The organism is Paenibacillus sp. FSL H8-0104, from assembly GCF_038050215.1.
GTDB lineage: Bacteria > Bacillota > Bacilli > Paenibacillales > Paenibacillaceae > Paenibacillus > Paenibacillus amylolyticus.
This window is the reverse complement of record NZ_JBBOTC010000001.1, coordinates 6,444,601-6,464,513: the sequence shown is the minus strand read 5'-3', so window position 1 is coordinate 6,464,513 and position 19,913 is coordinate 6,444,601. Positions and strand designations below refer to the sequence as shown.

The following is a 19,913-nucleotide window of genomic DNA, read 5'->3' as shown; positions in this document are numbered from 1 at the left end:
ATCAAACGCATTTTTTATTGTCCATTAAACGTATTTTTATTTTCCGTCAAACGTAATCATTTTTTGCACAAATTGCTTCAATTGTTTGTTGGTTTCATTCAGCTGCTCAATTGTGCTCATGAAATTGTTTACGAGTTCAGCCTGTTCTTGGGAGCTGGCAGTGATCTCACCAAGTTCATTCTCCATGCCTTGAATGGATTGCCGAACAGAGAGAAGAGAATCTTCAATACGGGCCGTTGCTTCTTTGGTATCCACAGACAGTTTGCGAATTTCTTTGGCAACAACGCCAAAACCTGCACCTGCTTCACCTACACGAGCAGCTTCAATGGCTGCATTCAAGCCGAGCAGATTGGTTTGTTCGGAGATTTCACGAATGAAGCTGGCGACTTGAGTTACATTGCCTGATTTCTGTACGGCTTGTTTGGAATTATTCCGGATCTCTTCGGTTGTGGCACTGAGTTCCTCGGAGTGTGCAGCTACATGCTGTACACTGTCAATTAACTGGTTGGTCAGATTTTCGGTAGCATCCATGAGCTGTTGCAGCTGGTCCTGGTCATCCATACTGTAGAGCAGGTTGAACAGGGCGATGACTTCACCTTTTTCATTTTTAATGGGGATAAAAGCCACGTCAAAAGGAACACCGAATAAATCTTTAGGGTAGTGATCGAATCGTTTGACGGTACCGCCGTTGAGATCAGCAAAATTTCGATTTCCATCCAACAGAGGGTCGCCGGGTTGATAATTCAGTTGCTTTAACGATTCCCCTGCTGAGAAATATAGGAATTTCTCATGATCAATAACGGAGAGGGTTACATCCTGACGAATCGTATCTCGAAAGAAAGGCATACATGTAATTAATGCTTGAACAATATCCATATAAAAGATGATTCCTCCCTGGTTACCTTATGTAAACGGTTAAATTTTAAATGCTAACTTAGTAACTACCTATATTATATATCGTCATGCAATAGAGAAGAAAATAGAGAGAATGGATAAAACCTATTTCTTAAAGCAGACCACTATACGCCAACAAGACACGAGTCCGCTGGGGACCCGTGCCTTGTTAGTTGGTGAGGGGAATAAAACCAATGTTTACAGCATACTGAGCTGCATTGTAACGATGGTTCGAGTGGCTAGTGTTGCACGGACATCAATCAAACGCTGATTCCGGCTGCCGCGGAAGGGAAGGGAAACATCACGCTCTGCTTCAACGTATCGACCGTCAATAATCACATCGCACAACCGGGCAAGCTCCGCTCTTGCAGGGTCGGTAATCAGTTCTTCATATTCGAATCCCGTGTAGGCCCATACCGTCAGATCAGGACGTGTAGCGCGGAGCTGCTGGACCCAAGACGTACATTCTGCTGCCGAGAAAAAGGGATCACCACCACACAACGTAACGCCATCCAGTAACGGATGGGTCGTCACTTCATGCAGAATCTGCTGCTGCCGCTCCTCTGTAAAGGGCTCACCCGCTCGAAAGCTCCATGAATCCGGACTGAAGCAGCCCGGACAGGCGTGACGGCATCCGCTGATGAACAACACGGCACGCAGGCCGATTCCTTCATTAACCGATTCCGGGATGTAACCATATAGATTCACCGGTGTTTCACCCGATCCCGCACTTCGGCTTGCTTCGCAGCATTGAAGCGTACTTTGTAATCTCCGGTCAGATAGCCAGTTACGCGGCGTAACCGCTGGAAGTGTACATGGTTCTCATGGGCTTCACAGCTTGGGCATACATCCCCAATGACGCCTTCATAACCACATGCAGGGCAGCGATCAATTGGATGATTAATGGAGAAATAACCGATATCCTGCGCCAGTGCATACTGTACAATTCGCAGGAAAGCTGCGGTGTTGGCCCGAACGTTTCCGTCAAGCTCCACATAGGAGATCGCACCCGCGTTACATAAAGTGTGGAATGGGGCCTCCAGTTCAATCTTCCGATATGCTGGAAGCGTGTGGTAGACCGGGATATGGAATGAATTCGTATAATACTCCCGATCATTCACTCCGGGAATAATGCCATAACGCTCTCTGTCGATCTTCGTGAATTTGCCGGACAACCCTTCAGCAGGTGTGGCAAACAGTGTGATATTCAAGTTATGCTGCTCGCTCATCCGGTCACAGAACTCTCTCATGGTCCGAATAATGTTGAGCGCTTCGCGATGTACATGAGGATCCTGCCCATGATGGCGCCCATAGAGAGCTGTCATACATTCCGCGAGACCGATAAAACCAAGAGATAATGTTCCATGCTTTAAAAGCTCGGCAACCGGCTCGTTCGGGCCAAGCTGTTCTCCACCTTCCCATACACCCTCCCGCATCATGAAGTCCGATGCCTTGGCAGGCTGCAATGTCTGAATTCGGTAGCGGTGCAACAGGCCGGAAGCGGCATTATGCATAACTGACTCCAAAGCAGTATAGAATCCGGCTCGGTCAGCGACAGCTCTTGCACCTTGGCAGATGCCAAACCGGATGCCGAGCTTCACGAGGTTAATGGTGTTGAAGGACAGATTACCTTTACCACTTTGACGATTGCGACCAAACCGGTCAGCCAGTGTACGTGTGCGGCATCCCATAGTTGCAATGATCGTATCCGGATCTTCCGGATGATAGAAAGGCAGATTGAAAGAGGCATCCACATTGACAAAGTTAGGATACATCCGCCGGGATGAACAGGTGACTGCGAGCCGGAACAGATCATAGTTCGGCTCTCCTTGAGCCTGATTGATCCCCTGTTTACATTGGAAAATATGTTGAGGGAACACGGGAGTCTCCCCGTTGCCCAGGCCACGAATGGTTGCTTCCAGCAACGAGCGTGATACCAACCGTCCTTCCGCAGAAGTACATAATCCATAGTTCAGTGAAGTAAATGGAATCTGACCACCCGCCCGGCTGCTCATCGTATTCAGGTTATGAATCAGTGATTCAGCAGCTTGTCCTGTCTCCAATTCAGTCTCTTCATAGGCGAAGGCATATGCCCGCGGACATTGATTCTTCGCTTCGATGCTATCCAGATGAAGCTGTTCATCCCCGATCAGAACATTTTCACCAAAGAGCCGTTGCCCTTTGCGGTAGTGTTTGCGGAACGATCGCTGTACATAAGGGGCCAGATCCCAGTCAATTTTATTGGCCGATACACCGCCATATTGACTGTTCTGCTGGGATTGGAAGATGATCGCAACCAGAGCCATGGCAGACATGATCGTCTGAGGTGTGCGAACCGATCCGTTACCTGTGTTGAAACCCGCAGCAAGGAGACGGTCAAACGGGATAAAGATACAGTTGGTCGTTCCAAGTGCATACTGATCCAGATCGTGTACATACAGATCCCCATTCTCCACAGCTTGGGCAAGCTCTTCCGGCAACACATGACGCAGAGCATGCCACTTGGCGGTCTCCGAACCGAGCCTGCTCATCTTACCACTGAAGGAATCCCCGTTCAGATTCGCATTTTCCCTCAGCGTATCGGCGTCTTCTGCGCCAATAATTCGTCTTCCCAGGTCGGATAATAGATCGGATGCCAGTGGGGTGGCATACTCAAGCATGTTCATGTAAGGTTCCTCCTAAAATGATTTTGGTTATCATTCAATTCACGTTAAATACTATATGTAGATTCGTCTTATCCATTTATAAACTATATGTGGTTTTTTGGGTGTGATAATGATCACACAGCTTACTGAACAAAGTGGACTTTCCTTTAATTGCTACGGATAAAGGTTCCCAAAGTCTGAGCGGAAGCGTATAATTTCTAGTTATTCTGCAAGTATAATATCCGAAGTCGGACAAGATGGACTTTAATCAAGCTGAAAAGGCGAGTTGCAATGAATTCGCGGTCGTTAAACCATCCGTTTAAGACCTGCTTTTGTCCACAAATGGGCAATAGGCAGGGAGTATGATTCTCTTATACTTCTACGGTGTTAATCATATAAGTATAGATTGTGACAGCTATTCGGATTTTTGATGACCCCTGTACGTGATTAAACATTCTGAAATACAGATTTGAAAGTGCAGCTAAGATAAGAGGGGTGAATCATGGGGACGGCAGAAGGCATTACAAGAGGCTTCTATGAAGATATAAAGGAAGCTGCGGCTCATATCGTAGACGTATTAAGTGGTATATTGAAGGTCAATACCATCTTTGTTGCCACGAATGACGGGGTGACCAATGTCATTTTGGAGGCCTTTAATCGTACGGAAGAGTTAGTTGTTAAAGGCAGTGCACTTCCATTTACGGATTCATATTGCAGCCTGGTATTAAGAGACAACGGTAGCGTTCTTACGATCCCGGATACATGTGAACATCCGATGACACGATCCATGGGCGTTACGAGCGGACTTGGCAATCGCTTCTTCGTGGGCGTGCCTATTATGAGAAGATCGGGCGAAACATTTGGTACCATCTGTCTGATGGATGATCCTGGTTATGTGATCAGCGAAACCGATATGAAGACACTGAAGGCAATGGCTGTATTCCTGGGTTATGTTGTTGATCTGGAAAGCACGTTGCATGTTCAGGAGCAGAAATTGAGTGATTCGGAACAAATGCAAGAACAGCTCCAGGCAGAGAAAGAACGTGCCGAATCTGAGGCTATGACCAAAACACAGATGTTGAAGCTAATGAGTCACGAGATTCGCAATCCTTTGAACGGTATTTTGGGACTGACAGATCTGATGCGCACACCGGATATGCCTGAGGAGCAGTCCGAATATGTGAACATGATTGAGACAAGCGGCAATATTCTGCTTTCCTTGCTGAATAATATGATGAATTTCAACATTAATGAAGCAGGTAAAACGGTTATACATGATGATCCGTTTGATCTGGTAGGCACCATTGAGAATACCGTGTATCTCTATGCCGGGATTGCGACGGGCAAGAACATTGAGCTGGGATTAAATCTTGAACTGAATGTATCTCAAGTGTTTGTTGGTGATGAAGTCAAGATTGGACAGTTGCTTGCACACGTCATTCAATATGCTCTCGATTCAACGCGTGAAGGTTCCGTTCTGATCACAGCAGTGGTGAACGGAGGAGAATTGGAGGAGACCGGTACACTTCAGCTCAAGGTGAAGTACACGGGTCAGATGTTATCGGACAAGAAGACACAAACCTTTAACAGCCAAGATGAAAATTTGAATATCCAAAAACTGATTGGAAGCAATCTAGGTTTAGCTGTAAGCCAGAATCTTGCCATTCTCATGCATGGCCGTATTCAGGTGAGCAGTGTGAAGGAAAATGAGACGGAATTTAACATCTCCCTTCCGTTGCGCAGATACTGGGAGTTACCTCAACTCGCAAGTGTTCAGCAGCGGTTAAAAGGGAAAAAGGTGTTGCTTGCCAAGGACCCTGACATTTTGCAAGGCGTCTCTTCCCTGATGCGTAGGTGGGAGATGGATGTACACATGACCTCCGGTGTGACATTAGCGCATGATTGGATCAAGGAAGGATTCATGCCGGATGTAGCCGTTGTGGATATGGGGTTACTGGAAGGCGGCGCAGTTGATTTTGTACATGAACTGAAACAGCGCCTGGAGAATCTGCCCGTCATTGTTCTTGTTCCTTATGGGATGCACATTGAATTGCATGAAGCAGAAGCATTTGATGCTGTTCTGACCAAGCCGGTCAGACAGGCTGATCTGTTGAATGCATTGAGTATTACTTTGCCTTAAATCATGATCATAGATAAATCTTTATTCGGCGCACCGGTTATAGGTGCGCTTCTTTTCATTTTCCATTTTCTGAGCCAAAGCCCTTTTATTCCGAGCTGGTTACGTTACAATAGTAAGTGAACTTCATCTTTATAACCAACAGAGGAGGATATGCAATCAATGGATTATCGCAGATTAGGTGGAAGCGGACTGAAAGTGAGCGAGATCAGCCTGGGAAGCTGGCTGACGTACGGAGGGTATGTGGAACGTGAGAATGCGGTGAAATCAATTGAAACTGCATTTGATGAAGGCATTAACTTTTTTGATACTGCCAATGTATACGAACGGGGTGCAGCAGAAGAACTGCTGGGGCAGACGCTCAAAGCATATTCCCGTGACTCTTATGTACTTGCAACCAAAGTATTTGGCAAAATGGGTGATGGTCCGAATGACCAGGGGTTGTCTCGGAAACATATCAAGGAGCAATGTGAAGCCAGCTTGAAGCGCCTGGGCGTTGAATATGTGGATATCTATTACTGCCATCGTTATCATACCGAAACACCAATTGAAGAAACACTCCGCGCGCTCGATGATCTGGTACGCCAAGGCAAAGTGTTATATGTAGGCGTCAGCCAGTGGACAGCGGCTCAGATGGAAGCTGCGTTGGGTACAGCAGATCGTCTGCTTCTGGATCGTATCGTGGTTAATCAGCCGGTGTACAACATGTTTGACCGTTATATCGAAAATGAAATTATCCCGCTCGGTGAGCGTAAAGGCATCGGACAAGTCGTATATTCCCCGCTTGCTCAAGGTCTATTGACCGGGAAATATACGTCCGTTTCCGATATCCCAGAGAATAGCCGTGCTGCCAAGCTAGGATGGGACGAAGGAAAGATCAATGCGGATCGTATCGGGAAAGTTCGTCAACTGATTGAAGTGGCGGACAAGCTGGATCTGAAGGTTGGCCAACTGGCCCTGGCTTGGATTCTGCGCCAGAACAATGTATCCAGTGCACTTGTAGGGGCGAGTCGTCCCGAGCAGGTAAAAGAGAACGCGGCTGCATCTGGCGTGAAGCTGGATGCTGCCATTGTGGAGGAGATTGAGAGCATCCTTGCTTGATCTCCTGTCATTTTACACAAGCTGAGATGATATGCAATGATCTATAAAGAAAGGGATGTCCTGTGCGCCTGAATAGGCGAACGAGACATCCCTTTTTTGGAGAACGTTGAAAGGTTAGATCTTACTTTAAAGCGTAAGAGGCAAGGAACGAAAAGTTAAGGCACACACACGGTTACGCCCTGTATTCTTGGCTTCATATAAAGCACGATCGGCCTGTTCGAAGAAGTCGTCATCGTCATGATCATCACAATGATCGGGATATACGGCTACACCAATGGAGATGGTTAGACGTGTCGTGTGCCCGTCGGGCAGAGCAAAATGGTATTTCTCTACAGCCTGTCGTATAGATTCGGCGGTAGCCACGGCCTGACGGTGTCCACAGTCGAGCAAGAGAATGGCGAATTCTTCCCCACCGTTTCGTGATACGATATCAGCAGAACGTGCATGCTCAACAAGCAGTTGTCCAAGTTGCTTCAGGACCGCATCGCCAGCGGAATGACCATAGGTGTCGTTTACCTTTTTGAATCGGTCAATATCAATGGCAAGCAAGGAAAGCTTCTGTTGGTAATCCCGCGCACGCTGTAGTTCCAGTTGAAGTGATTTTTCGAACTGTCGTCGATTGCTCAGGTTGGTAAGATGATCGGTAGAAGCTCTTTTTTCCAATAGAAATAACATTTCATTGGATTTATTAATGAATTCTGCAATGAAATAGATAAATATTCCACCGGCAAAAGAAATGGTCATTTGTAACGGATATATCTTCATTAATGAATTCATGCTGTCCGTGTTCAACATAAGGATGATAAAAATTAATGTCATGCCAAGCAGATTCATTGTAATTATTTTAGTCAGTCTGGACCAAGGAGCATAGGCGAAGTATACACCGGACAGTCCGATCAGAGTCATGACAAAACCTGCATCTATGGCAGAGGATGATAAGCCGAACATCAGAATACGAATGATCGAGATCATGAGTCCCGTAACGACCGAAGCCAATCCTCCCATATATACCGCTGCGGTAACGATGGCCAGATGCCGTAGATCTACAATCGTAGTTTCGTTCAGAGGGAATGAATAGTTCATGAGTACTGTGCCATATATACCGAATAATAAGCCGCCGATCAACTGAACACGTAACGAGGGAAAAGGCAATCGGATACTATAGAACTTTGCGATGATCCCGGACACATACATAAACGTAATCATGACACAGATATTAATGAAAAAAGTGCTAAACAACCGACATTCCCCCTTTTTACGCACATCCTTATATTTTATCTGAAAATTTGCGCTGTAGCGAACCATATTATCCCAAATTTATGAGGGGATTGCTGGTAAAGGTGGTTTATTTGCATATACAGGATGTTAGAGTGATATTGACTTCAATATGCAATGAGATTTATACTTAATCTAAATCAAAATATATTCCTTCTTTTTGGGAAGACCATCATAAGTAGAAGATCAGTGTCTGATTTCATATAAAATGGATCAATAATAAAGGAGAAATGGTTGTGAGAACTTTAAATCTGACGATACAACGGCAAGCGGTATATGATGTGGTGCGCCATTCAGAGGATCATCCGACAGCTGCTGATGTCATGAATCGACTCGTGGAACAAGGATATAATCTGGCCTATGGTACGGTGTATAACTCTCTTCGTTATCTGACGGACAAAGAATTGATACGGGAACTTAAACTCGGAGAGACAGCAAGCCGGTACGATGCCCGTATGGATGATCATCAGCATATTATGTGTGAAGTGTGCGGCAAAGTGGACGAGGTGATGACAGAGATTCCTCCACAATGGATGAAACAGGTAGCTGAAGAAACCGGATATGCAATCGATCATGCTCATGTGGTCTTTGGAGGTGTCTGCGGGGAATGCAGAAACAAACGGATCAAGTAAAAATAAAACTGCCTGGCCGCCGTTTACCCCTAAGGGTTAAACCAGCCTTGTCTGACTCAACACCCCTTGTGGACAATTGTCCGGTTACAAGGCGTGTTATTCTGATCAGCCCGATGCCGGGGCAGGTTCATGAACTGGTAAAGGCCTTAACGGATAGTTGCTTTGATGTACTGGTCTTCCATCGCTGGGAACCGGATCTGCATGAGCGTCTTGTCTTTGATCTGTTGATCTATGATCTGTCTGTTGCTGGAACTATCGATGCATTTGCCGGCATTAGCAGCCGATTGAATCGTGAGGCTGAGCATACAACCCCTTGTTTGTATCTGGTTGGTGAGAAGATGATTGGCAGTGCAAGTGGACCGATGCTTCAGGAGGAATTGCTGGTGTGGCCTGCACGCCCGCAGGAAGCACTTTACCGAGTGCAGCGCATGATTGGCAACAGCCCTGCTCTGCCCAACCGTGGTTTTTTGCCTGAGGAAGGGCACCGTATCGGATTCAAAGATCTGTGGCTCGATCGTGAACGGATGAGTGTACAGCGCGATAATAACCGGATTCATCTAACCAAGACCGAATATGATCTGTTACTCAAGCTGATTGATGCCAAAGGTGCAGTCATTTCCCGTGAGGAAATGCTCAGCGATATCTGGGAGACGGACTTTACGGGTGGAAGTAATGTGGTCGATGTTCATATCAAAAGCTTGCGCAAAAAATTGGGCGATAATGCGTCTTCGCCGCAATATATTGTAACAGTAAGAGGAGTGGGCTACCGCCTGGCGGATTAGTCCGCTTTTTTTTGCCCAAATTTTATCTTTCACTTCATGCTTTTTCGGGTACTACCTAATAGAGAGGCAGATCAGAATCATTCCCTTAAAACATGTTCATAGTTCATTCATGAATGTTGAAGAACCTCATCTTAATCTCATGTGAACCTCATGCAAGAGTAGAGTGGGACATGTTAGAATCAATTTAACAGTTAGATCAAGTCTAAATGTATATTTAAACCGAAGCCGAATATGATTTTAATAGTAGATATATAACAGCCGTGAGACCCATTAGAGGAGGACGACATGATGACAGAACGTATGACAACGAATCAGGGAGCACCTGTAGGTGACAACCAGAATTCCCGCACAGCAGGCAGAAGAGGGCCGACACTGCTTGAAGACTACCATCTCATTGAGAAAATAGCCCACTTTGACCGTGAACGTATTCCCGAAAGAGTCGTACATGCGAGAGGTGCCGGAGCTCATGGTGTATTCACGCTGGAGCAGAGTATGAAGGCTTATACAACAGCTGACTTCCTGCAAGATCCAGGTACGGAGACGGATGTGCTGGTTCGTTTTTCAACCGTTATTCATGGTACGGGATCACCAGAGACTGCACGAGATCCACGTGGATTTTCCGTCAAATTTTACACACGGGAAGGCAACTATGATATTGTCGGTAATCATCTGCCCGTTTTCTTCATTCGTGATGCGATGAAGTTCCCTGATATGGTGCATTCCTTGAAGCCGGCTCCGGATACAAACATTCAGGAACCTGCCCGATATTGGGACTTTATGACCCTCTCACCGGAATCAACACATATGATGACCTGGTTGTTCTCTGATCTGGGCACACCAGCAAGTTATCGGGAGATGGATGGTTTCAGCGTACATGCTTTCAAATGGATTAATGCACAGGGACAGGTCCACTATGTGAAATACAAATGGGAGTCTGCACAAGGCGTGCGAGGCTTCTCTCGTCAGGAAGCTGCCGAGGTACAAGGACAGGACTTTAATCATGCTACCCGGGACCTGCATGAACATATCAAGAACGGGCAATACCCGCAGTGGAAGCTTCAGGTACAGCTCTTGAAGCCGGAGCAAATGGATGATTTTGCTTTTGATCCTCTCGATCCAACCAAAACATGGCCTGAAGATGTATTGCCGTTCCATACGGTAGGGACCATGACCCTGAATCGGAATCCACAAAACTTCTTTGCTGAAGTGGAGCAGGCGGCCTTTTCTCCTAGTGCGCTTGTACCCGGAATTGAGCCTTCCGAAGACAAATTGTTGCAAGGACGCCTATTCTCCTATCCAGATACACAGCGTCACCGGCTTGGACCGAACTATTTGCAAATTCCGGTGAATTGCCCGTACGCACCCGTTCGTAATCATCAGCGTGATGGACTCATGAATGTGAATCAGGACCCATCTCCGGTGAACTATGAACCCAACAGTTCAGGAAACAGCCCGCAAGAAGATCCGGCATACCGGGACAGTCAGGTTCCGTTGCAAGGGCATGTTACAAGAGAGAAAATCGAGAAGACGGATGATTATACGCAGTCAGGGGAGCTTTTCCGTTCATTTACTCCTGTAGAGCAGCAGCATTTGCTTGATAATCTGATCAATGACCTTAAGGGCGTATCTGTTGATATTCAAATGCGTGCCCTGTGCCACTTCTTCCGAGCGGATGGACAGCTTGGCGGACGTTTGGCTCATGGACTCGGCGTGGATATTTCTGCACATATGCCGTCACAGGATGGAAAATAAAGTACAGTTTGACCATGTTCTACAACATCATACGGACTAATATTCGTTGAAGACCGGGCAGAACCGCGAACGTGCGGAACTCCCGGTCTTTGGCCTTTTTTACTGAAATGGAAAACAAATTTACAAATCATTTACATAAAATAGCTGACATAGAGGTTGACTTCTCATTTGATGGCACTACAATGGGTAGTGTGAGGGGTGTCAGAAAATGAGAATACACAATTTCAAAGTGGGTGAGCGTGGGCTCAACCGATTTTTTGGTCCGCTGGAGGCCAAGATCATGGACATTTTATGGGCTCGTCCTGGCAGTAGCATCCGTGAAGTGCAGACCGCACTTGAACAAGACAAAGACGTCAATTTTAATACAGTCATGACCGTGATGAACCGGCTCGTAGACAAGGGACTTCTCGGAAAGTCACAAAAGGGCAGAACATCTTTGTACCAACCGGTACAGAGCAAGGAGGAGTTTATGAACGACCAATCCAAGGAACTGTCACATGAGTTGGTGGATGAATTCGGAGCTTTGGCATTGAATCATATGCTGGATGCGCTGGACGAAGCAGATGCGGGTCTGATTGAACGCTTGGAACAGAAGATCAAACAATGGAAAAAGGATAGCGATTAAGATGTGGAAGACCCGCTCGAAACTTTTGTTTACCGTCGGGTTTGGCATTCCGTTACTCGTGTTCATGCAGATGTTCATGTACGCGATGTACAAAATTTTTGGCTGGGATATCCCGTTTAACCTGCTCTGGCTCTGCAATCATTGGATGAGTCGACTGGGATGGTTATCCGTGGGACATTTCCTGCTGGCACTGGTATTGCTGACATTTGCGGGAACAGGTTGGTTGTTAATGGTGCGTATGATGAAAACCAGAGCAGCCGTACGTAAGCTTCGCTCCATGGAGGTGCGTGCATTGTCTCGCGAACTGGAGTCCAAGTATCACCATCTCGGACAGCCGGGATTCATTGTGGTGGACAAGCATTCTCCGGTTGCATTTACAATTGGTCTATGGAGACCTTGCATCGTACTTTCCACGGGGCTTCTGACGATGCTGGATGCAGAAGAGGAGACTGCAGTTGTGTACCACGAAGTCCATCATCTGTGGCACCGTGACCCACTGAAGACAACACTGTTATCGGTATTTGCAATCATGATGCCGTATATTCCTGTATTGAAGCATACTTCGAAACATTACAATATTGTTAGAGAAATTCTGGCAGACAATGAGGCCATTGAGCGTACAGGCAATGTGGCAGGCATTGGCAGTGCTTTGCTCAAGTTGCTCCGTGCTTGTCCTGAACCTTGGGGGGTCAAAAAACTGACCGTTCAATCCTCATTTGCGGATACGTCGGTGAATGTCCGCATTTCACGTCTGCTGGACCCGGAACAGGACGTAACGCTGAGGTTGCCACGTTATGCTGTCCTGATGTCGGCTACTGTTTTTCTATTGCTGTCTATCTTGTTTGTTTGGTCCATCGGATAGATTAATTGGGCTACATGTGAAGTCAAATATAATGAGGAAGGAAGATGAACATGAATAATAAAAGTGTAGAGATTGGATTACTTTTCTCAAGGATTATGATCGGTTTGATCTTTGTATTGCACGGCTGGAGTAAATTCGAAGGTGGAATCAGCGGTACGGTAGGTTTTTTCGAAAGTATTGGTATTCCCGGATTTCTTGCATCCGTTGTAGCCATCATTGAGTTGGTAGGTGGTGCAGCGATGATTCTGGGTCTGGGAACACGTGTGTTTGCTGCTCTGTTTGCCATCGTGATGGTTGGCGTTCTGTTTACAGCCAAAGTGGGTGAGCCGTTCCTGAGTGGTACCGAGTTAGATTACCTGCTGCTTGCGGGTTCCCTGACACTGCTCTTCACAGGAAGCCGCCTCCTGGCCGTGGATTATCTGTTCTCCAGACAGGGGAGCGCTCGCCAGAATGTGAGTGCTTGATTTGACTAACGATTGCTAAAAATAATGAAGTGCAGGATGAGTCCTGTAACGAGGTTCTTTATTGGCCAGGCCGGTTCGGGAATTGATTTGCGAACCGGGCTGATCAGTAGAGAACTTTTTTCGTTTGGACGACATGCCTGAGGTTTGTTACAATGAGAATAAGTATGCTACTAAGAAAAAATAAGGAGGATGCATTTTATGATTAACGTCATTCCATCCGATGCCCGCTCCAGCTTCGATCGAGGCTGGCTCCGTGGTAGTCACAGCTTTTCTTTCGGAGAATACCAAGACCCGGAGAATACGGCGTTTGGACCGATGCGGGTAGCGAACGACGATGTGATTGCGCCTGGTCGCGGTTTTGGAGCTCACCCGCATAGTGATATGGAGATTGTATCGATCGTACTGAACGGCAAGTTGCGACATGAAGATAATCTGGGCAATGTAGCCGTTACAGGCTTTGGTGGTATCCAGCGGATGTCAGCAGGCAGTGGCATGATTCATACCGAACATAATGCATCCGATACCGAAGAAGTACGTTTGCTTCAGCTCTGGTTCATGCCACAGACAAAAGGGTTGGAGCCCTCCTATGAGACGACATCATTTGATCCAGCGGCATTGGCAGGAGCACTCGTGCCGATTGTATCCCCAGATGGGGGACCAAGAGTTGCGACCATTCATCAGGATATGACGATCTACCTTGGCCGATTAGCCAAAGACGAAACGTTAACCTTTAATCAGGATGCAGGCCGCCGAATGTACATTTTCTCCATCGAAGGCAAGCTGGGATTGGATGGAGAGTACCTGTTGAACGAAGGCGACACGGCTCGTGTGGAACAGCGGGATTCAATCGAACTGCAAGGAAACGAAGATACGTTCTATATGATTATTGATTTGCCGTAGATGGCTGATGAAATGAACTCCAAGATGAAGGAGGATATACACGTATGGCGCAACAGGAATGGTTTATGGTTAAACATGCGGTGACCGGACGAGGATTAGCTAATAGCAAAACAGATTCGCTGTCCTATCGGTTCCAACAAGAAGGTACAGGTTTCATATTTACCGTTACGGGTCTGGACGAGCAGATTGTGGAACAGATTATGGAGCTTAGACAGGAACTGAACGTATTTCGATTTGTCCAACGCAAGGATCAGCCCCTTTTGAAACACTGGTACTACGTAGATGGTGAACAGGTAGTATACGACAGGGAGAGTCACACGCTAAGCATCTATGCGAAGTCGGAGATTCGTTATGTGCCTGAAGATTATTTTGCGGATTAACTTATAAGTACCTATAGAACTTGGAACATCCCAGAGGTCTCTGTTAAATACAGAGGCCTTTTTGCTGTCTAAAAACTCAGAGAATTTAATCGTAATTTTGCAAAAAAGACCACATAATTCCCTGCTGTCTGGCACAAGCTACCTTGTATAAAAACAAGAACGGAGGGGCGGCATATGGCAGACAAAACATCTGGGAAAGACAAGTCCGGACAACCGGGACGAGCTTCAGAAGAAAAAAAACATATTCCTTTGGGACTGCCGTCCCCACCTTTTCTTCGGCAGCCAATTAGTGCAGTACATGAAACTCAGATTAAGGCGGTAAAGGAGATATTCTCCGATTGTTCTGATGTGGTTTTTCGCAACGTCATGATTACGCCTGAAGTGAAAGGACTTCTGGTCTATATCGAAGGCATTGTCAATTCGGCTGATATCCAGGAACACATGCTGCGACCGATTATTCGAGGGCTGGTGCAGCAGCGCACAGATGAACCTGATGTTCCACTGGATGATACAACCGTTGAGCTAACACAGGTGAAGCGAGTGGATACCTGGGCTGCTGCGACAGAAGGGGTGCTGGCATCCTCTGCCCTTCTGGTGGTCGATGGAAGTAACAAAGCCTGGATGTTCAATGTCAAAGGTGGCGTCAGACGTGGTGTGGAGGAACCGCAGACAGAATCCGTCATTCGGGGACCGCGGGAGGGATTTACCGAAACGCTCCGTGTGAATACGGCCTTATTGCGGTTCAAGCTGAAAACACCTGCGCTCAAGATGGTGAGTATGACCCTTGGAACAGACACCAAGACAGATATTGTGCTGACCTATCTAGAAGGTATTGCTGATCCAAAAACGATTCAAGATGTCAAGAAACGTCTGGAAAAAATTAATATTGATGGCATCCTGGAGACGGGTTATATCGAGGAACTGATTGAAGATCATCCGTATTCCCCTTTCCCTCAGATGCACTATTCGGAGCGGCCGGATACCGTTGCAGGCAATCTGTTGGAAGGACGCTTTGCCATTATGGTAGATGGAACCCCATTCTCGCTAATTGCTCCAGTCACGATGTGGCAGATGCTACAAGCCAGCGAGGATTATTACGAGCGATTCTTCATCAGTAATCTGGTGCGGTGGATTCGCTTCCTATTCGTAGCCATCGCTCTGTTCCTGCCAGCCTTGTATATCTCTATTACAACATTTCATCAGGACATGCTGCCAACTACGCTGATTCTGAGTATTGCGGGTGCACGGGAGGCTATACCTTTTCCGGCTTTGGTGGAAGCCCTCATCATGGAGCTGTCGTTCGAAGCTCTCCGGGAAGCGGGGGTCAGGTTACCCAAGACAGTGGGTCAGGCTGTCAGTATCCTCGGTGCACTCGTGATCGGACAGGCGGCAGTTCAAGCGGGGATTGTATCCGCACCGATGGTTATTATCGTATCCATGACAGGAATAGCTTCCTTCACGATCCCGCGATTTAACTTCGCGATTACGGTGCGTCTGCTCCGATTTCCGATCATGTTACTAGCAGGTATGCTTGGACTATACGGCATCGTCATCGGCTTGGTCCTGATCTCGGTGCATCTGACACAGATGACTTCGTTCGGTGTCCCATATCTCTCTGGTCTTAGCCCGTACAGTAAAACAGATACCAAAGACATTCTCATTCGTGTGCCATGGTGGAAAATGATCAATCGTCCTTCTACGGTACATCGGGATCAGAAACGGATGACCGAAAAGATCAACGGTTCCCCTGAAGCTGAGGAAGGGTGGTGAACCCATGCAGATCATATATAAGTACCGGGCAGTGATAGCGCTGTTGTTATGTACCACTTTTATTTCAGGTTGCTGGGATCGTAAGGAGATTAACGATGTTGCCTTTGTGATTGGTATTGCTGTTGATAAGGAGGGGGACAATTACAGATCCAGTCTTCAGATTGCTCTGCCAGGACAATCCGGTTCTTCCGGTAGTGAAGGAGGCGGAGGCGGCACGAGTGGGGATAAATCCTGGTTCATGTTATCCAATACAGCCAAATCTGTGCATGGTACGTCTATTGAAGGTCAAAAGGAACTTTCACGAACAATCTATTACGCGCATCGCCGTACGATGCTTATTGGTGAGGAGCTTGCCCGGGATGGCGTGGCCCCCATGCTCGATCTGTTTACACGGTATCCGCTGAACCGACTCTCTGCATTGCCAGTGGTCACAAAAGGTGCAGCATATGAGGTCATGGATACGGATGCACCTATAGAGAAGTTTCCATCCGAGATGGTGCGGGAACTGTGCTTCCTCAATATGCGTAATCCACGTTCACTTAAAACGTTTATAGATGCCATTCTGAGTGAAGGTGTCGATCCATTCCTGCCGGTCGCTTCGAAAGTGAGCAATGTTCCAAAAGGGTGGAAGGACGCCAAAACAAACATAAAGCTGGATGGGTTGGCCATTTTCAAGAAAGATAAGCTGGTTGGCATGATTGACAAAGCTCCAGCCGATGCGCTCATTCTTGCTATGGGCGAGGCCAATGCACCGGAGATTATGGTTAAAGCTCCTGGCGGAGATGGAAATATGTTCATCAAGTTGAACGAGAACAACGCTTCACTACATCCCAGTATCAAGGCTGATAAGGTCACCGTGAATATTGAATTATATGCCAAGGGAGTTCTCGTAGATAACGAATCCAATTATGGCGACCGGCGTGAGAATGAGATTCTGAAGTTACATGAAGCCATTCACGAGAAAATAAAATTGGATATCGAGGAAGGTGTCCGGTTGGTTCAGGGAAAATACCATGCGGACATCCTTGGAATCGGTCGATCCATTCATCAACATCTGCCGGCCAAGTGGGACACGATGAAGGATCGTTGGGATGACATATACCCTGAAGTTGAGGTGACGGTTACCCCCCATGTCCTTATTGAAAACGTTGGGGTGAGCAATAAACCAATTGGCGTCGGAGAGGATGAAGTTGTACATGATTAAACCACTCTTATTTACCTTCCTGGCCATGGTAATCGTGGTCATTTTGATGGATTTCAGACATTTGAAACAGGCAGCTGCCATTAATCGCTGGCTATCCTATAGTTTGATAGCAGTGGCTACAGGCATTTGGTTCTATGTGACTAATCTAAGCAAAACCTTATTTGTGTCGGTATGGATAAGCCACGTTATCCAGCGCTTACTGCCACTGCCCTAGGTTGTGGACAGGATGCATTAAGTTTGCGAGATCGCGAGAGGGAAAGGAGGTATATCATGAATCAGAGAGTGACACACCGTCAGATGATCCTGCTCGTGCTGCTGCTCAGTATTTCAGGAACGTTAATTCAGCCTCACGCGCAAGCTATCTACTATGCGGAACAACACGCTTATCTCTCGTATATACCTGTAGTCTTAGTGATGCTTGCATCCATGTGGATGTTAAGTCGGGTCCAGCGGAGATTTCCGGATCAGGATCTATTTCAAGCCCTTGCTGGGCGATTCCCCTTTTTGGGAAGGCTCGCAGGATTGATGTACATTTTGTTTTTTTTCTTTGTGTTTGCGAGGGATATCCGGTTAACGGGGGATTATATCAGCATAACTTTGTTAGAGACCACGCCCATCTCCATCATTGTGTTATCTCTGATCGTTATGGGAGTTTTTATCGTCAGAGGTGGGCTCGGCTCCTTAATCGGTATGTCGGAGTTGTATGTGACATTGTTTCTCTTAAACTCCGTGATTGTGCCTTTCATGCTCATTCAACAGATCAATATGGATAATTTGATGCCGTATTTTCACGTTGATGTTACGGGAGTGGGCAAGGGGAGTTGGTACATATTTTCGTTTTACGGAGAGATGATTGCATTACCTTTTGTTATCAAAGGCAGTGATTTTCGATATAAATCGGTTGTGTCAGGTATTATCCTCTCTGCACTCCTGATGATGCTAATCCTTGTGGAGACCATTACCTCCATTGGAGTTCCTATCGCTTCAAGGTTGGTGTATCCCTCCTATGAACTGGCAAGACAATTGCAAATCAGTGATTTCTTGGATCGGTTTGACCTTGCGCTGGCAGCGGCAACCTTGCCTACCATGATCACGAAGATTGCATTTGACCTGTACTTTGTCTGCTGGGGATTGAAGCGAATCATTCCGAACGTATCGGGAAAGGTGTTGACAGGCCCGATTGCCCTCGTCGGATTTGTCTGTGCATTCTGGTTCTTCCGAAATGCCATTCAGCTCAATCGTTTTACTCGGGAATGGACGTGGATCGCCATTGTATTTGAAGTGATGTTCCCTATCGTGCTGTTTCTTTTCCTTCGTCCTCGCAAAAAGGATAAAAAAGAATCTACCCAACAGAGATCGGGAGAACAGTCAAAGAAAGAGAAACATGAGCCGGAACAAAAATCGGCTGATTCGGAGAAGGACGGAGAGAAAAGACGGAAAGATTCTCATGGCGGAGAACTCCAGCCTTCCTGATGCATTCCATCAAAAATCCTTATAGATGAACGGGCAAAAAGAGGGAAAGTACAGTTTCCCTCCACAGAAGTACCCTGTATACTGTAGTCAGACTGATGAACATTCGGCTGAACTAACGGGGGGAACATGAATGGCTCAACATTTGGCAGGTGTACGTGTAGCATTGACAGGACCACGAAAATCGAAAGAAATGTCCATACTGGTTGAAAAAATGGGTGGAATCCCGCTTGTGCGACCGGCACAGGGGACCGTATTCCTGGATGATCGGAGTATCAGGGATGGGCTGGTATCCTGGATCTCAGACCCGCCAGATTGGGCGGTATTAACGACGGGTATGGGATTGGATGCATTGTTTGAAATGGCTGAGGATATGGAAGTGGCAGGCCAATTGTTGGATGTATTATCAGAATCCTCAATTGCGGCAAGGGGATACAAGACGGTGAATGCGCTCAAAAAGCGCAAGCTAACACCGCTGGTACGAGATGATGACGGTAGCACGGACGGGCTCATCCGAGAATTCACCCCACATGATCTCGCAGGGAAAAAGGTTATGTTGCAGCTTCATGGGGAGACAGCTCCCAAACTCGTTGCATGGTTGGAAGAACAAGGTGCCATCGTCAGACAAGTGCTTCCTTACCGCCATGTACCGCCAGAAGAGGCAGAACTGGAACAGTTATTGAATGAAATTCTAAAGTACGAAGTAGATGCTGTTGCGTTCACAAGTGGACCGCAGGTTAGGTTTCTGACGCAATATGCGGCCTCCCAGGACAAGCTTGAGCCGATGCTTGCAGCCTTCAGACAAGGTGTAATTCCTGCGTCTGTAGGTAAAGTTACCGCAAACTCCATGCGTGAAGAAGGCATTGAGGCACTGGTCATTCCGGAGGAAGAGAAGATGGGAGCACTCATCGTTGAGCTTGGACGTTACTTTGCAGCAGGGCGTGCGGCCAAGATTAGAGATTAGTGGCCTGCTTTTAGATCAGTTCGATAAAAAGCTTTTGGCGTCGCTTCATGAATAAA

19 protein-coding genes are annotated in these 19,913 nt (G+C 46.8%); 15 read left to right on the top strand and 4 right to left on the bottom strand.

The features are described 5' to 3' along the window. Positions 1-36 precede the first annotated feature (36 nt). The 3 genes from NST38_RS28380 to NST38_RS28370 form a co-directional block, all read right to left on the bottom strand. Complete coding sequence (locus tag NST38_RS28380) at positions 37-876, bottom strand: methyl-accepting chemotaxis protein (protein WP_036612816.1); 840 nt, start codon at positions 874-876, stop codon at positions 37-39. A gap of 216 nt (positions 877-1,092) precedes the next feature. After that, complete coding sequence (nrdG, locus tag NST38_RS28375) at positions 1,093-1,602, bottom strand: anaerobic ribonucleoside-triphosphate reductase activating protein (protein ID WP_076253689.1); 510 nt, start codon at positions 1,600-1,602, stop codon at positions 1,093-1,095. Continuing rightward, positions 1,599-3,560 carry an anaerobic ribonucleoside triphosphate reductase gene (locus NST38_RS28370; protein ID WP_051447284.1) on the bottom strand — a complete coding sequence of 654 codons (1,962 nt, stop codon included), beginning with the start codon at positions 3,558-3,560 and terminating at the stop codon, positions 1,599-1,601. Before NST38_RS28370 ends, nrdG begins: the two co-directional genes overlap by 4 nt. Before the next feature lie 481 nt (positions 3,561-4,041). Between NST38_RS28370 and NST38_RS28365 the strand changes: the two genes are divergently transcribed. After that, positions 4,042-5,679 (top strand): hybrid sensor histidine kinase/response regulator, encoded by a 1,638-nt coding sequence (locus NST38_RS28365; protein WP_076253688.1) that lies wholly within the window; start codon positions 4,042-4,044, stop codon positions 5,677-5,679. A 159-nt stretch (positions 5,680-5,838) separates the two neighbouring features. Beyond that, entirely contained in the window at positions 5,839-6,777 is a 939-nt protein-coding gene (locus NST38_RS28360) for an aldo/keto reductase family protein (protein ID WP_047840782.1), read from the top strand. A gap of 126 nt (positions 6,778-6,903) precedes the next feature. Here NST38_RS28360 and NST38_RS28355 read toward each other — a convergent pair whose 3' ends face one another. Next, positions 6,904-8,016 carry a GGDEF domain-containing protein gene (locus NST38_RS28355; RefSeq protein ID WP_076319286.1) on the bottom strand — a complete coding sequence of 371 codons (1,113 nt, stop codon included), beginning with the start codon at positions 8,014-8,016 and terminating at the stop codon, positions 6,904-6,906. A 272-nt stretch (positions 8,017-8,288) separates the two neighbouring features. Here NST38_RS28355 and NST38_RS28350 point away from each other — a divergent pair, with 272 nt between their 5' ends. The 13 genes from NST38_RS28350 (at position 8,289) to NST38_RS28290 (ending at position 19,857) form a co-directional block, all read left to right on the top strand. Further along, positions 8,289-8,684 carry a Fur family transcriptional regulator gene (locus NST38_RS28350; protein ID WP_076253686.1) on the top strand — a complete coding sequence of 132 codons (396 nt, stop codon included), beginning with the start codon at positions 8,289-8,291 and terminating at the stop codon, positions 8,682-8,684. Further along, positions 8,660-9,466 carry a winged helix-turn-helix transcriptional regulator gene (locus tag NST38_RS28345; RefSeq protein WP_036612804.1) on the top strand — a complete coding sequence of 269 codons (807 nt, stop codon included), beginning with the start codon at positions 8,660-8,662 and terminating at the stop codon, positions 9,464-9,466. The genes NST38_RS28350 and NST38_RS28345 overlap by 25 nt, the downstream gene beginning before the upstream one ends. A gap of 288 nt (positions 9,467-9,754) precedes the next feature. After that, a complete protein-coding gene (locus NST38_RS28340) occupies positions 9,755-11,218 on the top strand; it encodes a catalase (RefSeq protein ID WP_047840780.1) in 1,464 nt (487 codons plus the stop codon). A 208-nt stretch (positions 11,219-11,426) separates the two neighbouring features. Beyond that, on the top strand, positions 11,427-11,843 hold the full coding sequence (locus NST38_RS28335; RefSeq protein WP_017691824.1) for a BlaI/MecI/CopY family transcriptional regulator: 417 nt from the start codon (positions 11,427-11,429) through the stop codon (positions 11,841-11,843). Between the two features lies 1 nt (position 11,844). Continuing rightward, positions 11,845-12,705, top strand: a complete 861-nt coding sequence (locus NST38_RS28330; RefSeq protein ID WP_076253685.1) for a M56 family metallopeptidase — start codon at positions 11,845-11,847, stop codon at positions 12,703-12,705. Positions 12,706-12,755: 50 nt separating this feature from the next. After that, positions 12,756-13,169, top strand: coding sequence for a DoxX family protein (locus NST38_RS28325; protein ID WP_083684969.1), 414 nt, complete (start codon positions 12,756-12,758; stop codon positions 13,167-13,169). Between the two features lie 198 nt (positions 13,170-13,367). Then, complete coding sequence (locus NST38_RS28320; protein WP_036612794.1) at positions 13,368-14,069, top strand: pirin family protein; 702 nt, start codon at positions 13,368-13,370, stop codon at positions 14,067-14,069. 44 nt (positions 14,070-14,113) lie between these two features. Next, on the top strand, positions 14,114-14,449 hold the full coding sequence (locus NST38_RS28315) for a hypothetical protein (protein WP_076253683.1): 336 nt from the start codon (positions 14,114-14,116) through the stop codon (positions 14,447-14,449). 174 nt (positions 14,450-14,623) lie between these two features. After that, the gene (locus NST38_RS28310; RefSeq protein WP_051447282.1) at positions 14,624-16,219 is read left to right on the top strand and encodes a spore germination protein; all 1,596 of its coding nucleotides are present in this window, start codon (positions 14,624-14,626) and stop codon (positions 16,217-16,219) included. Positions 16,220-16,223: 4 nt separating this feature from the next. Beyond that, entirely contained in the window at positions 16,224-17,423 is a 1,200-nt protein-coding gene (locus tag NST38_RS28305; protein WP_076253682.1) for a Ger(x)C family spore germination protein, read from the top strand. Next, a complete protein-coding gene (locus NST38_RS28300) occupies positions 17,416-17,637 on the top strand; it encodes a hypothetical protein (protein ID WP_036612790.1) in 222 nt (73 codons plus the stop codon). The genes NST38_RS28305 and NST38_RS28300 overlap by 8 nt, the downstream gene beginning before the upstream one ends. 56 nt (positions 17,638-17,693) lie before the next feature. Further along, a complete protein-coding gene (locus NST38_RS28295; protein WP_076253681.1) occupies positions 17,694-18,896 on the top strand; it encodes a GerAB/ArcD/ProY family transporter in 1,203 nt (400 codons plus the stop codon). A gap of 130 nt (positions 18,897-19,026) precedes the next feature. Then, positions 19,027-19,857: a uroporphyrinogen-III synthase gene (locus NST38_RS28290; protein ID WP_076253680.1), complete on the top strand. Its 831-nt coding sequence runs from the start codon at positions 19,027-19,029 to the stop codon at positions 19,855-19,857. The last annotated feature ends 56 nt before the right edge of the window (positions 19,858-19,913 follow it).